Annotated in this window: 16 protein-coding genes; 12 read left to right on the top strand and 4 right to left on the bottom strand. The window is 51.1% G+C overall.

Annotated features, from left to right (window positions below; translation table 11 throughout):
* Nucleotides 1-10: 10 nt before the first annotated feature.
* The 4 genes from B3S86_RS12220 to B3S86_RS12205 all read right to left on the bottom strand — a co-directional run bounded on the left by B3S86_RS12220 (nucleotide 11) and on the right by B3S86_RS12205 (nucleotide 3,737).
* Nucleotides 11-1,369: an alkaline phosphatase gene (locus B3S86_RS12220; protein WP_056064171.1), complete on the bottom strand. Its 1,359-nt coding sequence runs from the start codon at nucleotides 1,367-1,369 to the stop codon at nucleotides 11-13.
* A gap of 169 nt (nucleotides 1,370-1,538) precedes the next feature.
* The gene (locus tag B3S86_RS12215; RefSeq protein WP_056064176.1) at nucleotides 1,539-2,516 is read right to left on the bottom strand and encodes a hypothetical protein; all 978 of its coding nucleotides are present in this window, start codon (nucleotides 2,514-2,516) and stop codon (nucleotides 1,539-1,541) included.
* Nucleotides 2,509-3,375 carry an ATP-binding cassette domain-containing protein gene (locus B3S86_RS12210; protein WP_035410673.1) on the bottom strand — a complete coding sequence of 289 codons (867 nt, stop codon included), beginning with the start codon at nucleotides 3,373-3,375 and terminating at the stop codon, nucleotides 2,509-2,511. The genes B3S86_RS12215 and B3S86_RS12210 overlap by 8 nt, the downstream gene beginning before the upstream one ends.
* Complete coding sequence (locus B3S86_RS12205; RefSeq protein ID WP_035410669.1) at nucleotides 3,369-3,737, bottom strand: GntR family transcriptional regulator; 369 nt, start codon at nucleotides 3,735-3,737, stop codon at nucleotides 3,369-3,371. The genes B3S86_RS12210 and B3S86_RS12205 overlap by 7 nt, the downstream gene beginning before the upstream one ends.
* Before the next feature lie 156 nt (nucleotides 3,738-3,893).
* Here B3S86_RS12205 and prfA point away from each other — a divergent pair, with 156 nt between their 5' ends.
* The 12 genes from prfA (at nucleotide 3,894) to B3S86_RS12145 (ending at nucleotide 14,662) form a co-directional block, all read left to right on the top strand.
* Entirely contained in the window at nucleotides 3,894-4,952 is a 1,059-nt protein-coding gene (gene prfA, locus B3S86_RS12200) for a peptide chain release factor 1 (RefSeq protein WP_056064179.1), read from the top strand.
* Nucleotides 4,952-5,800, top strand: a complete 849-nt coding sequence (prmC, locus tag B3S86_RS12195) for a peptide chain release factor N(5)-glutamine methyltransferase (protein ID WP_290752997.1) — start codon at nucleotides 4,952-4,954, stop codon at nucleotides 5,798-5,800. The genes prfA and prmC overlap by 1 nt, the downstream gene beginning before the upstream one ends.
* Nucleotides 5,797-6,795 carry an L-threonylcarbamoyladenylate synthase gene (locus B3S86_RS12190; RefSeq protein ID WP_035410658.1) on the top strand — a complete coding sequence of 333 codons (999 nt, stop codon included), beginning with the start codon at nucleotides 5,797-5,799 and terminating at the stop codon, nucleotides 6,793-6,795. The genes prmC and B3S86_RS12190 overlap by 4 nt, the downstream gene beginning before the upstream one ends.
* Before the next feature lie 17 nt (nucleotides 6,796-6,812).
* On the top strand, nucleotides 6,813-7,328 hold the full coding sequence (locus B3S86_RS12185; RefSeq protein ID WP_035410655.1) for a low molecular weight protein arginine phosphatase: 516 nt from the start codon (nucleotides 6,813-6,815) through the stop codon (nucleotides 7,326-7,328).
* Between the two features lie 5 nt (nucleotides 7,329-7,333).
* Entirely contained in the window at nucleotides 7,334-7,774 is a 441-nt protein-coding gene (rpiB, locus tag B3S86_RS12180) for a ribose 5-phosphate isomerase B (RefSeq protein ID WP_035410653.1), read from the top strand.
* A complete protein-coding gene (locus tag B3S86_RS12175) occupies nucleotides 7,774-8,313 on the top strand; it encodes a TIGR01440 family protein (RefSeq protein ID WP_035410650.1) in 540 nt (179 codons plus the stop codon). Before rpiB ends, B3S86_RS12175 begins: the two co-directional genes overlap by 1 nt.
* Before the next feature lie 111 nt (nucleotides 8,314-8,424).
* Complete coding sequence (glyA, locus tag B3S86_RS12170) at nucleotides 8,425-9,684, top strand: serine hydroxymethyltransferase (protein WP_035410645.1); 1,260 nt, start codon at nucleotides 8,425-8,427, stop codon at nucleotides 9,682-9,684.
* Nucleotides 9,685-9,761: 77 nt separating this feature from the next.
* On the top strand, nucleotides 9,762-10,430 hold the full coding sequence (locus B3S86_RS12165) for a response regulator transcription factor (protein WP_290752984.1): 669 nt from the start codon (nucleotides 9,762-9,764) through the stop codon (nucleotides 10,428-10,430).
* The gene (locus B3S86_RS12160) at nucleotides 10,427-11,782 is read left to right on the top strand and encodes a HAMP domain-containing sensor histidine kinase (RefSeq protein ID WP_290752980.1); all 1,356 of its coding nucleotides are present in this window, start codon (nucleotides 10,427-10,429) and stop codon (nucleotides 11,780-11,782) included. The genes B3S86_RS12165 and B3S86_RS12160 overlap by 4 nt, the downstream gene beginning before the upstream one ends.
* Nucleotides 11,783-11,857: 75 nt before the next feature.
* The gene (locus tag B3S86_RS12155) at nucleotides 11,858-12,886 is read left to right on the top strand and encodes an ABC transporter permease (RefSeq protein WP_290752977.1); all 1,029 of its coding nucleotides are present in this window, start codon (nucleotides 11,858-11,860) and stop codon (nucleotides 12,884-12,886) included.
* Entirely contained in the window at nucleotides 12,883-13,551 is a 669-nt protein-coding gene (locus tag B3S86_RS12150) for an ABC transporter ATP-binding protein (protein ID WP_035410636.1), read from the top strand. Before B3S86_RS12155 ends, B3S86_RS12150 begins: the two co-directional genes overlap by 4 nt.
* 154 nt (nucleotides 13,552-13,705) lie before the next feature.
* Nucleotides 13,706-14,662, top strand: coding sequence for a hypothetical protein (locus tag B3S86_RS12145; protein WP_290752972.1), 957 nt, complete (start codon nucleotides 13,706-13,708; stop codon nucleotides 14,660-14,662).
* The last annotated feature ends 5 nt before the right edge of the window (nucleotides 14,663-14,667 follow it).

The raw sequence follows: 14,667 nt of genomic DNA, 5'->3' as shown, positions 1-14,667 counted from the left end.
AGACGTCTCCTTATTTCTTCGCCTTCAACAGATCGAAGATGATTTTGGCGTGATCCGTGTTATCGACTTGACCAGCGAATCGGTCTTTCGCAGGACCGAACGCATAGACGGGTACGTCTTCACCCGTATGACCACCTGTCGTCCAGCCCGTATGCGAGCGTTCGTTGAAGATCTCTTCGATGGCATTATCGATGTCGAGTAATGTTTTCGATTCAGCAGCGCGAGAGACGCTGTCGATTTCTTGATCCGTCAAGGCGAGTTTGTCTTGGTCGATGTACTTCATTAACGTTTTCCGTACGTCCGCGCCTTCGACGATTTGCTGCGCCATGAAGTCAGGTGTCTTCTTCGCTGCTTTGATTGGCTCAGCGAACCAGTTGTAAATGCCATCTGCACCAATCGAGTAACCGCCAGTCGAGTGGTCGGCTGTTGCGACGACGAGTGTATGCTTATCCTTCTTCGCGAAAGCGATCGCGGCTTTAAAAGCACGTTCGAAATCTTCCATCTCACTCATCGCACCGACGATATCATTGTCGTGTCCTGCCCAGTCAATTTGACTGCCTTCGACCATCAGGAAGAATCCTTTTTTATTCGAATCAAGTCGCTTGATTGCGGCGTTCGTCATTTGAGCAAGTGACGGGACTGAGTTTTCGCGATCGATTCGTTTAGGTAATCCACCGTCTGCGAACAATCCGAGCACTTGTTTATTTTTATCCGCTTGCAGCTGATTGAGGTCAGTGACATAGCTATAGCCATCTTTCTTGAACGCTTTCGTCAAATCGACGTCTGGACGGACGAAGTTCGATTTCCCACCCCCGAGCATGACATCAATCTTATGTTTGCCGTTCACACGTTCTTTGAAATAGTCATCTGCAATCGCATTCATGTTTTTACGACTTTCGTCATGCGCACCGAATGAGGCAGGTGTTGCATGCGTGATTTCCGATGTCGCGACGAGTCCCGTTGACTTGCCACGTTCTTTGGCTGCTTCAAGGACGGTCTTGACTTCCGATTTATCATTATCGACCGCAATCGCTGCATTGTACGTCTTCACACCAGAGGACATCGCTGTCGCGGCAGAGGCGGAATCGGTGATATTCTCCTTCGCATCTTCCGGATATGTCATCTGTTGACCGACGAGATAGGGATCAAAGGCTGTTTTTTCAGCCGTCGTCGTCGAAGGATCGTTCTTTAAGTAACGGTGTGCAGACGTGTATGAGACACCCATGCCGTCACCAATCAGGAAGATGACGTTCCGGATTTCGGGTGAGTGAGTATGTTTGGCTTTCGCTTCGGCTTCCGGCATCGAAATCATCGTACTCAGGGAAAGGGTCGATAAGGCAAAAATCGGGATCAGACGTTTTAGTTTCATAGGGATTCCTCCTCGAAAGGTAATGGGTTATGGTGCTACGACCTACAAACACAACCTTACGCAGAAAATATGAAATCCATATGGACCGTCTGTAAAGGTTTGTGAAGAAACGATGACAAACGAATAGCCCTTCTGAAAAATCATCTCAGAAGGGCTACTTGTGTATAGATTAGCGACTCCATCCGATCATCCGACGGTAGGAACTGAACGTCGGCCATGCGAGAATGACGATCGCGAGCCAGTACAGGAACTGGTTCTCGGACGAAATCAGACCAATGATTCCTGCGAGCAGGATCGTCGTGTAGATCGAGAACGTGATGATCAGTGCTGGATGTAGTTTTGGGAAAATGGTGAACCGACCGAGTCGTTCGTTCGCTCCGCGGATATATAGGCGGCTACCAAAGAAGAGTAAGGCAATCGTCAAAGCTAAACAGAACAAGACGGGATATGTTAGATTCAGATCGACATTACTTTCGAAAAAGAGTGCGAAGGGTGTCGTGATCGTCATCAGGAAACTTGTTGGCTTGTCTAACTCCTCGTAGGTCACACCAAAACCGAGCAGGGCGACGGCGTAGATGCTGAAATACGTGAAGTAGTTCAAGAACAAGAAGAACGTGCCGAGTAACAGTTGTCCGATGATATCACCAGCGATTGTTCCGGCGAATAAGAAGATCGTCAAAATCGTCACATCAAATAGAAGGAAGAGACCAAAATCTTGGAAGAGTGACGACCACGTGACGTAATCAAACGGATTGATACCGCCGAACGCTTGCAGCAACAACCAGCTGACGAAGAAGCCGATGATCGGAAACACGATCAGTGTTACGACGCCAATCGCCCATTTGATCCAGAACAACCAGACCTTCGGAAACGGTAACGCGTGCAAAATCAGGCTGCGACCACTCCCGCGCTCGGAACCGAGCATCAGGATCGCGAAGACAGCAATGAGAATCGCTGCGAATCCGGCGAAAAAGGGACTGACGAGTACGGTGTTGAGTAGAGCAGGTTGCTGAGACGCCTCGTATTTCTCGAACTCATTGATGACGGTATAACTGCCGAACCCATAGCTGAAGATCGCAAGCAGAATGAAACAAGCGAGCGGCCAGATGCCTTGTTTGATATGATAACGGATCAATTGCTTAACCATGTCGTTTCCCTCCAAATGTCCCTAAGAAGTAATCTTCCATCTGCACTGGCAAAGCATCTTTTAACAAGGGGTTCGTCGTTTCAAGATACTGCGCGCCTGCATCGGATAAGACGAGCAATGTCACGACCCGACCTGTTTGGGATAAGACGTGAAGATCAGCGTGTGACAATTCCGGAACGTCCTCATAGACGACTTGCCATTTCTGCATGCTAGCTTTGGCGTCGTCGAGTGCCTTTGGTTCACGGACGAGATGCTTTTCGATCGTCATGACACGGTCAGCGAGTGAATCAAGCTCTTCGAGTTGGTGTGAGGCGATCAAGACGGCAGTTTGGCGCTCCGCAAGTAACGAGACGAGCTGCTTTAAGTAATCTCGTTTGTTGATTCGATCGAGTCCGTCTGTTGGTTCATCCAGTAAGAGGACCGGAGCATTCGTCGCGAACGCAAGTTGAAGAAGGAACAACTGGGCTTGTCCTTTGGATAATGACGTCACGCGACGTCCGCGATCGAGGTTTGACGAACGACAATAGTTTTCGATGTACGTTTTCTCGAAGTTCGGATAGAACGCATTGTAGAAGTTGATCAGTTCGCCGAGTGTCATCTGGCGATAGACGGAAACAGAATCCGGAACGAGGAAAAGGTGCTCGCGTGTCTTCGGGACGTGGTGGATCGACTCGCCATTCCATTCAACTTTTCCGCGCGTTGGCTCAAGAGCACCGACAAGTGTTTTCAGTAATGTCGTTTTTCCGGCACCATTACGCCCGATCAACGCAGTAATCGTTCCTGCTGGTAGAGTAAAGGATGCATTTTCATAAATCATGGTACGGTCAATTTGTTTCGTTAGATGAGAAACGGTCAACATGAGGAATCCTCCCTAATGTGTAAGATGAGTTGATAGAGTTCTTCGTTTGAAATGGAGAGTTCGTCGGCGACGGAACAAAGACGAATGAGTGGATCTTGAATGGCGGCTTTCTTGACTTCATGAAGTGGAATATCTGAGATGAAGGAGCCTTTGCCGCGCATCGTGACGATGAAGTTGCGGCTCTCGAGTTCCTGATAGGCGCGGGAGACAGTGTTCGGATTGACAAGGAGTGTACCAGCAAGTTCACGGACGGATGGCATCTGTTCGCCAGAGCGGAGTAGACCACGGGCAATCGAGCGGATGATTTGAGCGACCAGTTGTTCATAGATCGGTAACGGACTTTTTGGATCGACGGTGAACATTTCTTCACCTCCTTAAGTGTACTAGTTCAATTAATACACCAATTATAGGAATTCAAAACCTGTCTGTCAATGCCTCTTTTCAAGAAGACGATGACGCCATCGATCGCAATATTTGCTATACTGACGTCAGAAGAATCGCAGGAAGGATGACCCGAGATGTTGGATCGATTGAGTGCCTTAGAGGACCGTTATGAAAAACTGAATGATATGTTGGCTGATCCAGCCATCATTAATGATACGAATCAATTGCGCGAGGTCTCAAAAGAGCAATCGCAACTTGCACCGACCGTCGAGACCTATCGCGTCTATCGCGAGAAGATGGAAGCCTATCAAGAGGCACGCCAAATGTTGACGGATCCGGAGATGCGCGACCTTGCGAAGGAAGAAGTCGCGATGCTTGAGCCGGAGATCAAAGAGCTCGAAGCGAAACTGAAAGCCTTACTGCTACCGAAGGACCCGAATGACGACAAGAACGTCATCGTCGAAATCCGCGGCGCAGCGGGAGGAGACGAGGCAGCCTTATTTGCTGGTGATCTCTTTAAGATGTACTCGAAGTTTGCTGAGAAACAGAACTGGAAGATCGAAATCATCGACGCGAGCTATACGGAGCTTGGCGGTTATAAGGAAATTATCTTCATCGTCAAAGGAACGGGTGCCTACTCGAAGTTAAAATACGAGAACGGAGCACATCGTGTCCAACGTGTTCCGTCAACGGAATCCGGCGGACGGATCCATACATCGACCGCAACGGTCGCCGTGTTACCGGAAGCAGAAGACGTTGAAGTCGAGATCCACGATAAGGATGTCCGGGTCGACACGTTCACATCGAGTGGACCGGGCGGGCAGTCCGTTAATACGACGCAATCCGCTGTCCGTGTCACACACGTGCCGACGGGAATCGTCGCCAGTTGTCAGGACGAGAAGTCGCAGATCAAGAACAAGGAAAAAGCGATGAAGGTCTTGCGCGCACGTGTCTACGATAAGATTCAACGCGAGCAGCAGGCGGAGTATGATGAAAAACGGAAGTCGGCTGTCGGTACAGGTGACCGTTCAGAACGGATCCGGACGTATAATTTCGCACAAAACCGAGTGACGGACCACCGAATCGGTTTGACGATCCAGAAGCTCGACCGGATCCTCCAAGGAGAGATGGATGAGGTCATTGATACGCTCGTCATGGAGTATCAAGCACGGGCATCGGAGGCGGCAAACTGATGCGGATCGCAAAACGTTTAAATGAAGCAAAAACGATGATGGAACAAGCAGGACGCGAGGGTTCGAGTGCCGAATGGTTACTCATGCACGTCTTAGAAGTCGACCGGACGGGACTCCTCGTCCGTCTGTCAGATGAATTGACGCCGGAGCAGGATTTACGATTCAGTGAATACTTGCTCGCCCATGTTCACGGTGTGCCCGTGCAACATTTAATCGGCTATCAGCCGTTTTATGGACGGAACTTCAGCGTCACACCAGATGTCTTGATTCCGCGACCAGAAACGGAAGAGTTGATCGTCTTCGTGACGGAGCGCCTCAAACGTGAGTCGTTCACCGCGGGACAGATCGTCGACATCGGAACTGGTAGTGGGGCGATCGGAATCACACTCGCGCTCGAACTCGAGCAACCGGTCACGACCGTCGATATTTCACCAGCCGCGATTGCGGTCGCGAAGCAGAATCAAGCGACGCTTGGTGGGGACGTGACGTTTCTCGAAGGGGATCTACTGGCACCACTTGCGGACGATTCCGTGCGGGTGCTCGTCTCGAACCCTCCTTATATTGAGGAAGAAGAATTGCTCAGTGAGGTCGTATTCGACCATGAACCGCATCTCGCTCTGTTTGGTGGAAAAGACGGTCTCGTCTTTTACCGACGTCTCGTCGAGGAGAGCGGACGGGTTCTACGCGACGATTTCCGACTGATTGCGTTTGAAATTGGACACAATCAAGGACCAGAAGTGCAAATGATGTTAAAAGAACGTTATCCAAGTGCGGAAACGGGTATTTTAAAAGATATAAACGGTAAAGACCGTATCGTGTATGCGGAACGAAAGGATTGTACAGCGTGAAGACGGAAATGATTGATTTACAGACAATGGATGAAGCAGTTCGGTTATTGCAGGAAGGAGAGGTCGTGGCGATGCCGACCGAGACCGTCTATGGTCTCGCAGGGGACGCAACGAACGAAGCGGCTGTTCGGCGAATCTTCGCCGCGAAGGGTCGACCTTCCGACAATCCACTGATTGTACATGTCGCATCCGTAGAACAGGCACATCAGTTCGTCACGCACATTCCCGATGTTGCAACACGTTTGATGGAGGCGTTTTGGCCAGGAGCCTTGACGATCATCCTCGAATCGAACGGCACCGCATCCACACTCGTCACAGCAGGACTAGATACGATCGGATTACGGATGCCAGATCATCCGCTCGCGCTTCAATTGATTGAAGCGACAGGGCTGGGTCTCGCAGCACCGAGTGCCAACCGTTCTGGAAAACCTTCACCGACGTCATCTGCGCATGTCGCACATGACCTCTCGGGACGCATCGCTGCGATCGTCGATGGAGGGGAGACGGGCATCGGGGTCGAATCGACTGTCATCGATTGTACGATGACGCCACCGGCGATTTTACGACCGGGTGGCGTGACACGCGAACAAGTCGAGGCAATCATCGGTCCTGTCACACTCGATCCTGCCTTATCGATGAAAGATGTTACACCGAAGGCACCCGGGATGAAATATACCCATTATGCGCCGGAAGCGACACTGTCCGTCGTCGAAGGGGATCTTTCATTCTTACAGCAACTCATCGATGATGCACGACAAACCGGACACAAGACGGGCGTTCTCCTGTTCGATGGAGAGGATGTCGACGCAGATGTTCGCTGCTCCCTTGGTAATTCGATGGAGACGGCGGCACAACGTCTTTACGATTGTTTACGGCGATTTGATCAGACGACGGTGGATCAGATTTTTGTACGAGACCTATCAGAAGAAGGGGTGGGGCTTGCGGTCCGCAACCGCCTCCATAAAGCAGCAGGTGGTCGGGTCATTCGCCCTTGAAGAAGGAGGATACGGAGATGAGCACACGTCGCGTTTTATTCATCTGTACAGGAAATACATGCCGTAGCCCGATGGCGATGGCGTTACTACGCTCGAAAGTCGCTGATCAGGAATTCGATGTCCGTTCAGCAGGACTACGTTCGATGCAAGGATTCGATGCGTCCGAGAACGCACTACAAGTGTTACGCGAACGCGGCATCGAACTCGAGCACTATACGCAAGTCTTTGATGATGTACTCGGACGCTGGTCTGACATCATCTTGACGATGACGCGTCAGCACAAGCAGGAAGTCGGTGAACGCTATCCGGAACTGAAGGAACGGACGTTCACCTTGTACGAATATGTGACTGGGCTTGAACGGGATATCAACGATCCGTACGGCGGATCGATGAACGTCTATCGCCAAGTACGTAATGAACTCGAACCCCTCGTCAATCGTCTTGTGTTAAAATTAACGCAGAACGGAAACGGAAGAAAAACTCCGGACACACGGAAGCTTCCGAAAAAACAACCTAAACAAACGGGGGAATAGTAAAGATGAAAGTAGCAATCGGCGCGGATCATGGCGGTTTTAAGTTAAAGGCAGAAATCAACGATCTCTTACAAGAGCTCGGCATCGACTATACGGACTTCGGTACGCATTCGTCCGACTCGATCGATTATCCGGATGTCGCGATTCCAGTCGCGGAGGCCGTCGCGAACGGAGAATTTGACCGTGGCATCTTGATTTGTGGCACAGGCATTGGGATTGGTATCGCAGCGAACAAGGTCAAGGGCATCCGAGCAGCGCTCGTCCATGATACGTTCAGCGCGAAAGCGACGCGGCAGCACAACAACTCGAACATCTTGACGATGGGCGAACGCGTCATCGGTCCAGGATTAGCTCGTGAGATCGCACAGCTTTGGCTTGAGACGGAATTCGAAGGTGGACGTCATGAGAACCGCGTTTGCAAAATCTCGGATTATGAGGTGAAGTAATGGACGTGACACGCATCCAGCACGATTTAGAAGAAACACTGAACGCTCTGGATGAACGATTTTCCTTAAAAGGAAAATTGCTCGTGATCGGCTGTTCGACGAGTGAAGTGATTGGCAAACAAATCGGCAAGGCAGGTTCGCCAGAAGTGGCGGACGCCTTGTTCGATGTCTTCGATGCCTTTCGTCGATCGCATCAAGTCGATCTCGCCTTCCAAGGCTGTGAGCATATCAACCGAGCGCTGACACTTGAGCGGCAAACGGCCGAACGTCTCGGGCTTGATCCGGTGACGGTCGTTCCCGTTCCAGAAGCGGGTGGATCGATGGCGAGTGCTGCGTACCAGCGCTTCTCGGCACCTGTCGTCGTCGAAGCGATTCAGGCTGATGCCGGAATCGATATCGGTGATACATTCATCGGGATGCACTTGAAAGCTGTTGCGATTCCAGTGCGCTTGCCGCATAAGGAAATCGGTGAGGCACACGTGACGGCAGCCGTGACACGACCAAAATTAATCGGTGGGGCACGTGCTAAATACGAATAATTCATGCAAGGGGTTGCGCACCCCTTGCTTTTTTGATGTTGTTTTGGGGGATGCCGGGAAGGAAACATTCGTGTTAAGATAGGTTTATCGAAATGAAATGGGGGAATTCAGATGGAACAAACACCGCTTACGTATCTGAAACAACAAGATGAGGCACTCTTTTCGGCAATGCGCCAGGAACTAGGTCGTCAACGGGATAACATCGAATTGATCGCATCCGAGAACTTCGTCTCGCAAGCTGTCATGGAAGCACAAGGCAGCGTCTTAACGAACAAGTACGCAGAAGGTTACCCGGGTCGTCGTTATTATGGTGGCTGTGAGTATGTCGATCTCGCTGAGAATCTCGCACGCGACCGCGCGAAGGAAATCTTCGGGGCAGAGCACGCGAACGTGCAGCCGCACTCCGGTGCACAAGCGAACATGGCGGTCTACTTCACGATTCTCGAACAGGGCGATACGGTCCTCGGGATGAACCTATCGCACGGTGGCCATCTGACGCACGGTAGTCCCGTCAATTTCTCCGGTGTCCAGTACAACTTCGTGGAATACGGTGTCGATCAAGAGACAGAGATGATTGATTACGACGTCGTCGCGAAATTAGCAGAAGAGCACAAACCAAAATTAATCGTAGCGGGCGCATCGGCGTATCCGCGCGTCATCGACTTCAAGCGGTTCCGTGAAATCGCAGACAGCGTCGGTGCTTACTTGATGGTCGACATGGCACACATCGCTGGACTCGTCGCAGCAGGTCAACATCCGAATCCAGTCGAGCATGCACACTTCGTCACGACGACGACGCATAAGACGTTGCGTGGTCCACGTGGTGGGATGATTCTCTGTAAAGAAGAGCATGCGAAAGCGATTGATAAAGCAATCTTCCCAGGGATCCAAGGTGGTCCACTCATGCATGTCATCGCCGCGAAAGCTGTTGCATTTGGTGAAGCCCTTGCACCAGAGTTCAAGGACTACATCGGTCAAGTCGTCACGAACGCCAAAGTACTCGGTGAGGAATTGACGAATCGTGGACTCCGGATCGTTTCAGGCGGAACAGACAATCACTTGCTCCTCGTTGACTTGCAACCACTCGGTATCACAGGTAAACTCGCCGAGCATGCGCTTGACGAAGCTGGCATTACGGTCAACAAGAACACGATTCCGTTCGACCCAGCGAGCCCGTTCGTCACGAGCGGTATCCGGATCGGAACGGCAGCGATGACATCTCGCGGATTCAAGGAAGCTGAGATGAAAGAAATCGCAGAGTTGATCGAACTCGTCTTGAACCACCCAGAAGAAGCAGACGTTCTCGCACAAGCACGTGAGCGTGTCGTTGCTTTGACAGGTCGTTTCCCACTCTACCCAGAGCGCGGATGATCGTCATCCCCTTCATCCTTTTCATTTTGAGAAGGGGGAAGGGGATTTTTTTGTTTGTCTAAAAAAGGAGGAGTACGATGTATATTCTAGTCGCAGAAGATGATCCCCATATCCAAGCCCTTGTCGTGTCAACGTTACAAGCCGACGGGCATTCCATCCGAGCGACAGCAGACGGAAACGAAGCGCTCGCTTGGATCGAGAAGGTGACGTTCGAAGCAGCCGTACTTGATGTCCTGCTCCCCGGACAGACCGGTCTCGTCTTATGCGAGCGATTACGGCAACACGGGGACATCCCGATCTTGATGCTGACGGCACTCGGGGAGCTGACAGATAAACGGGACGGTTTCGCAGCAGGTGCCGATGATTACATCACAAAACCGTTTGATCCGGAAGAATTAGTATTTCGCCTCCACGCTGTGGCTCGGCGCTATCAAAAAGCGGCGCAACCTGTTTTGCATCTTGGAGATGTCACGATCGATAAACGTAGTCAGCTCGTGACGATTCAGTCGACCGAGTGGACACTCCCGCGACGTGAATTTGAATTGTTGCATCAGTTGGCGAGTTTCCCGGGACGGGTCTTCAGCCGCGAGGAATTGATCGAACACGTCTGGGGACTCGATTTCATGGGGGATGACCGGACGATTGATGTTCACATCAAACGCCTCCGTGGACGCTTAAAGGAAACGAATCAGGTGAAGATTGAGACGGTCCGCGGACTCGGATACCGGTTGGAGGTCGACGCATGAGATCCCTCTATACGAAAATCGTCGGACTCGTCTGCGTTGTCTTACTCGTGTCGGCACTACTGGCGCTCCTGATTAGTAATATTGCCTATTATTCCTTTTGGCAGGACAGCTACAGCCAAAAAGTCGAGGAAGCGGTCGAGACGGCGATCGATTATTATGAAACGCACGGGGACGGCAAGACGGAGTCGTTTTACCGGATGTTACAAGCGACCGGCTTTCAACTTTATGTGCGCACGGACGACGCAATCGAGCGTTACGGAAACCCGTTTCGTGATGAAGCGCTCTCGAATCGGGTCGTCGAGCAAGTGAAGAGTGGTCAACCGTATTACGGAATGCGTGAATATCCGTTCCATCTCTTCTTGCTCGGTCTGTTCGATAACGAAGTCATCAATACGTACGGCACGTCGGTCAAGACGGTGCAAGGCACGGACGCGATTTTCGTCCGACCGGACTTGAGTCGTCAGATCCGTGAGTTGCATCTGTTCGTCGGTCTGTTCCTTGGACTGCTTGTCGTGATCAGTTTCCTTTTGCTTGTCTTTTCAATCCGCTATCTCGTTCGTCCGATCCGGCGCCTGACAAAAGCGACGGAACAGATGGCAGACGGTGACTACGGAATCCGCGTCGGAACGAAGGCACGCGATGAAATTGGTGAGCTGTCCCGGCGGTTTGACGAAATGGCAACGGCAGTCGAAGCGTCTGATACGGAACGGCGCCGATTCGTTGCGAACGTCTCGCATGAATTCCAGTCGCCGCTGACGACGATTGCTGGTTACGCGGGACAACTCGATGTGACGGGAGAAGACGTCAGGAAACGGACGGTCATCCGTCAAGAGGCGGAGCGAATGTCGGAGCTGACGCGTCAACTGTTGATCTTAGCGAAGCTCGATGAAGGACGACGCTTCAAACGACAAGCACTTAATCTGCGGACGAATCTTGAGGCGACACTCACGACACTTGCCTTCCAGCTGGATGAGCAAGGAATCGCTGTCGCACTCGATGTTCCGATGGTGATACAAATACAAGCGGATGTCAGTGCGTTGGAACATGTCTTCCAAAATGTCATCCGAAACGCTGTCTCGGTCTCGAAAGACGGAGCGACGATCCAGATTCAAGCAGAGGAACAAGCGGATCAGATCATCATCCGAATCAAGGATGAAGGACCAGGCATGACTGATGAACAGATGAAACATGCCTTCGAACGCTTTTATCAAGGCGATGCATCCCGGACGACGCGCGGAACGGGTCTTGGTTTAGCGATTGTCAAAGAGACGATGCGTCAACTCGGCGGGGATGCGAGCTTGTCGTCCGCTTCATCGGGTCTAACCGTAACGTTAACTTTTTTACGCGCGTGACACCTGCGTTCATGTTCCGTTCATATTGCGGCTGTATCATCAATCCTGTAGCGAACATACAGGAGGGATCACATAATGAAACTAGGATGGAAAGAACTCGTCCGGATGAAAGGGCGATTCAGTTGGATGACGATTGTGACGATGTTGATCGTCTTATTGATCTTGATGATCACCGGTCTTGCAGATGGACTAGCTTATGACAATGGGGCAGCCGTCCGTAATCTGCCGGTCGAACAGTTTGCGCTAAGTAAAGATGCAGAAGGGCAGCTGACCCGTTCATTCTTACAGGCGGATGAGACACCAAAGGGCGCGGAAGCACTCGGTGTCCAGAACATGGTGCTTGAGAAGAAGAATAAAACGAAGGACGACGTAACGGTCTTTGCGTTACCACAGACTACGAAATATGGTCCCAAACAGCTGCAATCGTTGCAAAAAGGGGAGGTACTTGTTGATGCTGCGTATGCGGAGCAACGCGGAACGCGCGTCGGCGATACGATCACGGATTTTCGAACGAAGGAGACGTTCCAGATTGCCGGTACAGTGACGGACGGTCGTTATAGTCATGCACCCGTTCTCTGGATGACGGATGAATCGTGGCAAGCGTGGCAATCGAAAATGGGCACGTCATACGTATCGGCGTACATCGGTCAGTCGTTGCAAACGGATCAAGCGCTCTTTTCGAAACAAACGGTTGTCGAGAACGTTCCGGGTTATGCGGCAGAACAAAACTCCTTTCAGATGATGCGGGTCGCGCTCGTCGTCATCGGAGCATTGATTCTGACAGCCTTCTTCTATATTTTGACGATGCAGAAGATGAAACAGCTTGGTGTCTTAAAGGCCATCGGTATCCGGACACGAACGATGGGTGCGAGTCTGCTCGTTCAAGTCGTCATACTGACGAGTCTTGCCTTTGGTGTCAGCGTCGCCATCACCTATCTGACGAGTCGTTTCCTGCCGCCGGATCTTCCCTTCCGATTTGAATGGTCGACGAGTCTGATGTACGGCGGTATTCTACTCGTAACGGCGATCCTCGGTGCGCTCGTTCCGTTACGGATGGTCAAGAAACTCGAGGCGGCAGATGCGATGGGAGGAATGAACGGATGATTCGATTAGAACAGATTGAGCAAAGTTATGGTGAGATGACGGTGCTGCATGACATTAACTTACAAGCAGAAGCGGGTGAGTTGATTGCTCTCGTCGGACCGAGCGGTAGTGGGAAAAGTACACTGCTCCAGTTGCTTGGATTGTTACAGACACCAACGAATGGTGCCGTCTACTTTGATCATACGTGTGTTAGTGAAGCAGTGGACGAAGAACGCCGTCGCTTACGTCTCGAAGAAGTCGGATTCATCTTTCAAGAATCGCATCTCGTGCCGTTTTTGACGGCAGGTGAGCAACTGGAGCTAGTCGCGAAGGAAGCCGGTCGATCGGTTGATGCGACGGCGGCACTCGCTGTGTTCGGACTCGAGCACCGGAAAGACCATTTGCCGCACGCCTTATCGGGTGGGGAACGTCAACGTGTCGCAATTGCCCGGGCTTTCGTCAATGACCCACGACTTGTACTCGCGGATGAACCGACGGCGAGTCTCGATTACCCAAATGGACGCCGGGTGATGGAGTTATTGCAACAGCAAGCGCATGATGCGAACAAGACCGTCATCGTCATCACCCATGACGAACGGATGCTAGATGTCTGTGACCGGATTTGGCGAATTGAAGACGGACGGATTACGGAAGCGACAGCATCCCGGTCCTATTCTCATAGTTGAACGAGTTACCCTTTTGTTTTCGTGCCTCAGTGCATGTGAAAACAAAAGGGTTTTTTGCTGATTCGTCACGAAGATAGGGGAAACGGACCATTTGCGGAAGCGTTATCTTTGATATACTTAACCGTAGTAAAAAAAGATAAGGGTGGAAATAAATGTGAATTTAACAACCTTGATTCAAAGCGAATTACAAGCCATTCAGACTGAACGACTAACGGAATGGTTTACACATAAAAGCCACGAGCGCCGGGAATATCAACGGATGCTCGAAGATTTCAAAGCAATCGTCATCATGCAACAGGCCGGATTTTATGAACAAGCGGATGCTCGGTTTGAACAGTGGAAGACGTTACCGATGCCGGCAGAGGTTTATCGTTACCGCCTAGCGATCGCAGGAAAAGCAGGCGGGAAACGTCTTGTTCAGAAACGGCTAGCATCGTTTCCTATGACCGTTCAGAATCATCCACAGCTGAAAAACTGGAAGCGACTCGGAAAACTAAATCCGTGGTGGCTCGGTGGAGCTGTAGCTGTCGTTTGTCTCGGTCTAATCTGGACACAGTTGGACGATGAACCGGCAACACCGGTCGCGACGAAACAGACAGAGGTCGAGCAACAACTCGCAGCGCTGCAAACAGAAGTCGAACAGTTAAAAGAAAAAAACGAACAGTTGGCAAGTGAGCAAGAGAGAGAGAAAGCGATCAAGCCAGAGAAGAAGGAAACAAAAACGGAAACGCAGAAGCCGAAAGTGTCTGCGAAAGAAGCACTCGAGCAAGGGGTCGCTGCCGTTCAGGCGAAGGACTACAAGCGAGCAGACAGTGCCTTGACCGGATCCGTCTTGACGAACAAAGAGACGGCAGGCATGGCCCGCTTTTATAAGTTGATTGCGGCCGGAAAGTTGAAGAACACGACACAAGCGGATTACATCGCCTATCGGGAAGATTTTCCGAAGTCCGGTTACATAAGTGATGTCCTCTGGATGCAAGCCGTTTATGAACAAAAATATAAAAAAGGCGACTACCGAGCGACCTTACAAGAACTCGCGAAACAACCGGAAAATGAATGGTCTTATGCGGCAAAAGCGATTCTATCGGGTAAGAGTACGCTCGGGAACTGACGAAA

It is taken from the genome of Exiguobacterium sp. UBA3968, assembly GCF_002385115.1.
GTDB lineage: Bacteria > Bacillota > Bacilli > Exiguobacteriales > Exiguobacteriaceae > Exiguobacterium_A.
Note: the sequence above shows the minus strand (reverse complement) of the source record. Positions and strands in the feature narration are given on the sequence as shown.

What these genes read in the sequence shown, in the direction of transcription:
- prmC (WP_290752997.1), top strand. Translation starts at nt 4,952, where the DNA reads ATGCGGATCGCAAAACGTTTAAATGAAGCAAAAACGATGATGGAACAA.
- B3S86_RS12150 (WP_035410636.1), top strand. Translation starts at nt 12,883, where the DNA reads ATGATTCGATTAGAACAGATTGAGCAAAGTTATGGTGAGATGACGGTG.
- B3S86_RS12210 (WP_035410673.1), bottom strand. Translation starts at nt 3,375, where the DNA reads ATGTTGACCGTTTCTCATCTAACGAAACAAATTGACCGTACCATGATT.
- B3S86_RS12155 (WP_290752977.1), top strand. Translation starts at nt 11,858, where the DNA reads ATGAAACTAGGATGGAAAGAACTCGTCCGGATGAAAGGGCGATTCAGT.
- glyA (WP_035410645.1), top strand. Translation starts at nt 8,425, where the DNA reads ATGGAACAAACACCGCTTACGTATCTGAAACAACAAGATGAGGCACTC.
- rpiB (WP_035410653.1), top strand. Translation starts at nt 7,334, where the DNA reads ATGAAAGTAGCAATCGGCGCGGATCATGGCGGTTTTAAGTTAAAGGCA.
- B3S86_RS12165 (WP_290752984.1), top strand. Translation starts at nt 9,762, where the DNA reads ATGTATATTCTAGTCGCAGAAGATGATCCCCATATCCAAGCCCTTGTC.
- B3S86_RS12175 (WP_035410650.1), top strand. Translation starts at nt 7,774, where the DNA reads ATGGACGTGACACGCATCCAGCACGATTTAGAAGAAACACTGAACGCT.
- B3S86_RS12185 (WP_035410655.1), top strand. Translation starts at nt 6,813, where the DNA reads ATGAGCACACGTCGCGTTTTATTCATCTGTACAGGAAATACATGCCGT.
- B3S86_RS12205 (WP_035410669.1), bottom strand. Translation starts at nt 3,737, where the DNA reads ATGTTCACCGTCGATCCAAAAAGTCCGTTACCGATCTATGAACAACTG.
- B3S86_RS12215 (WP_056064176.1), bottom strand. Translation starts at nt 2,516, where the DNA reads ATGGTTAAGCAATTGATCCGTTATCATATCAAACAAGGCATCTGGCCG.
- B3S86_RS12160 (WP_290752980.1), top strand. Translation starts at nt 10,427, where the DNA reads ATGAGATCCCTCTATACGAAAATCGTCGGACTCGTCTGCGTTGTCTTA.
- B3S86_RS12220 (WP_056064171.1), bottom strand. Translation starts at nt 1,369, where the DNA reads ATGAAACTAAAACGTCTGATCCCGATTTTTGCCTTATCGACCCTTTCC.
- prfA (WP_056064179.1), top strand. Translation starts at nt 3,894, where the DNA reads ATGTTGGATCGATTGAGTGCCTTAGAGGACCGTTATGAAAAACTGAAT.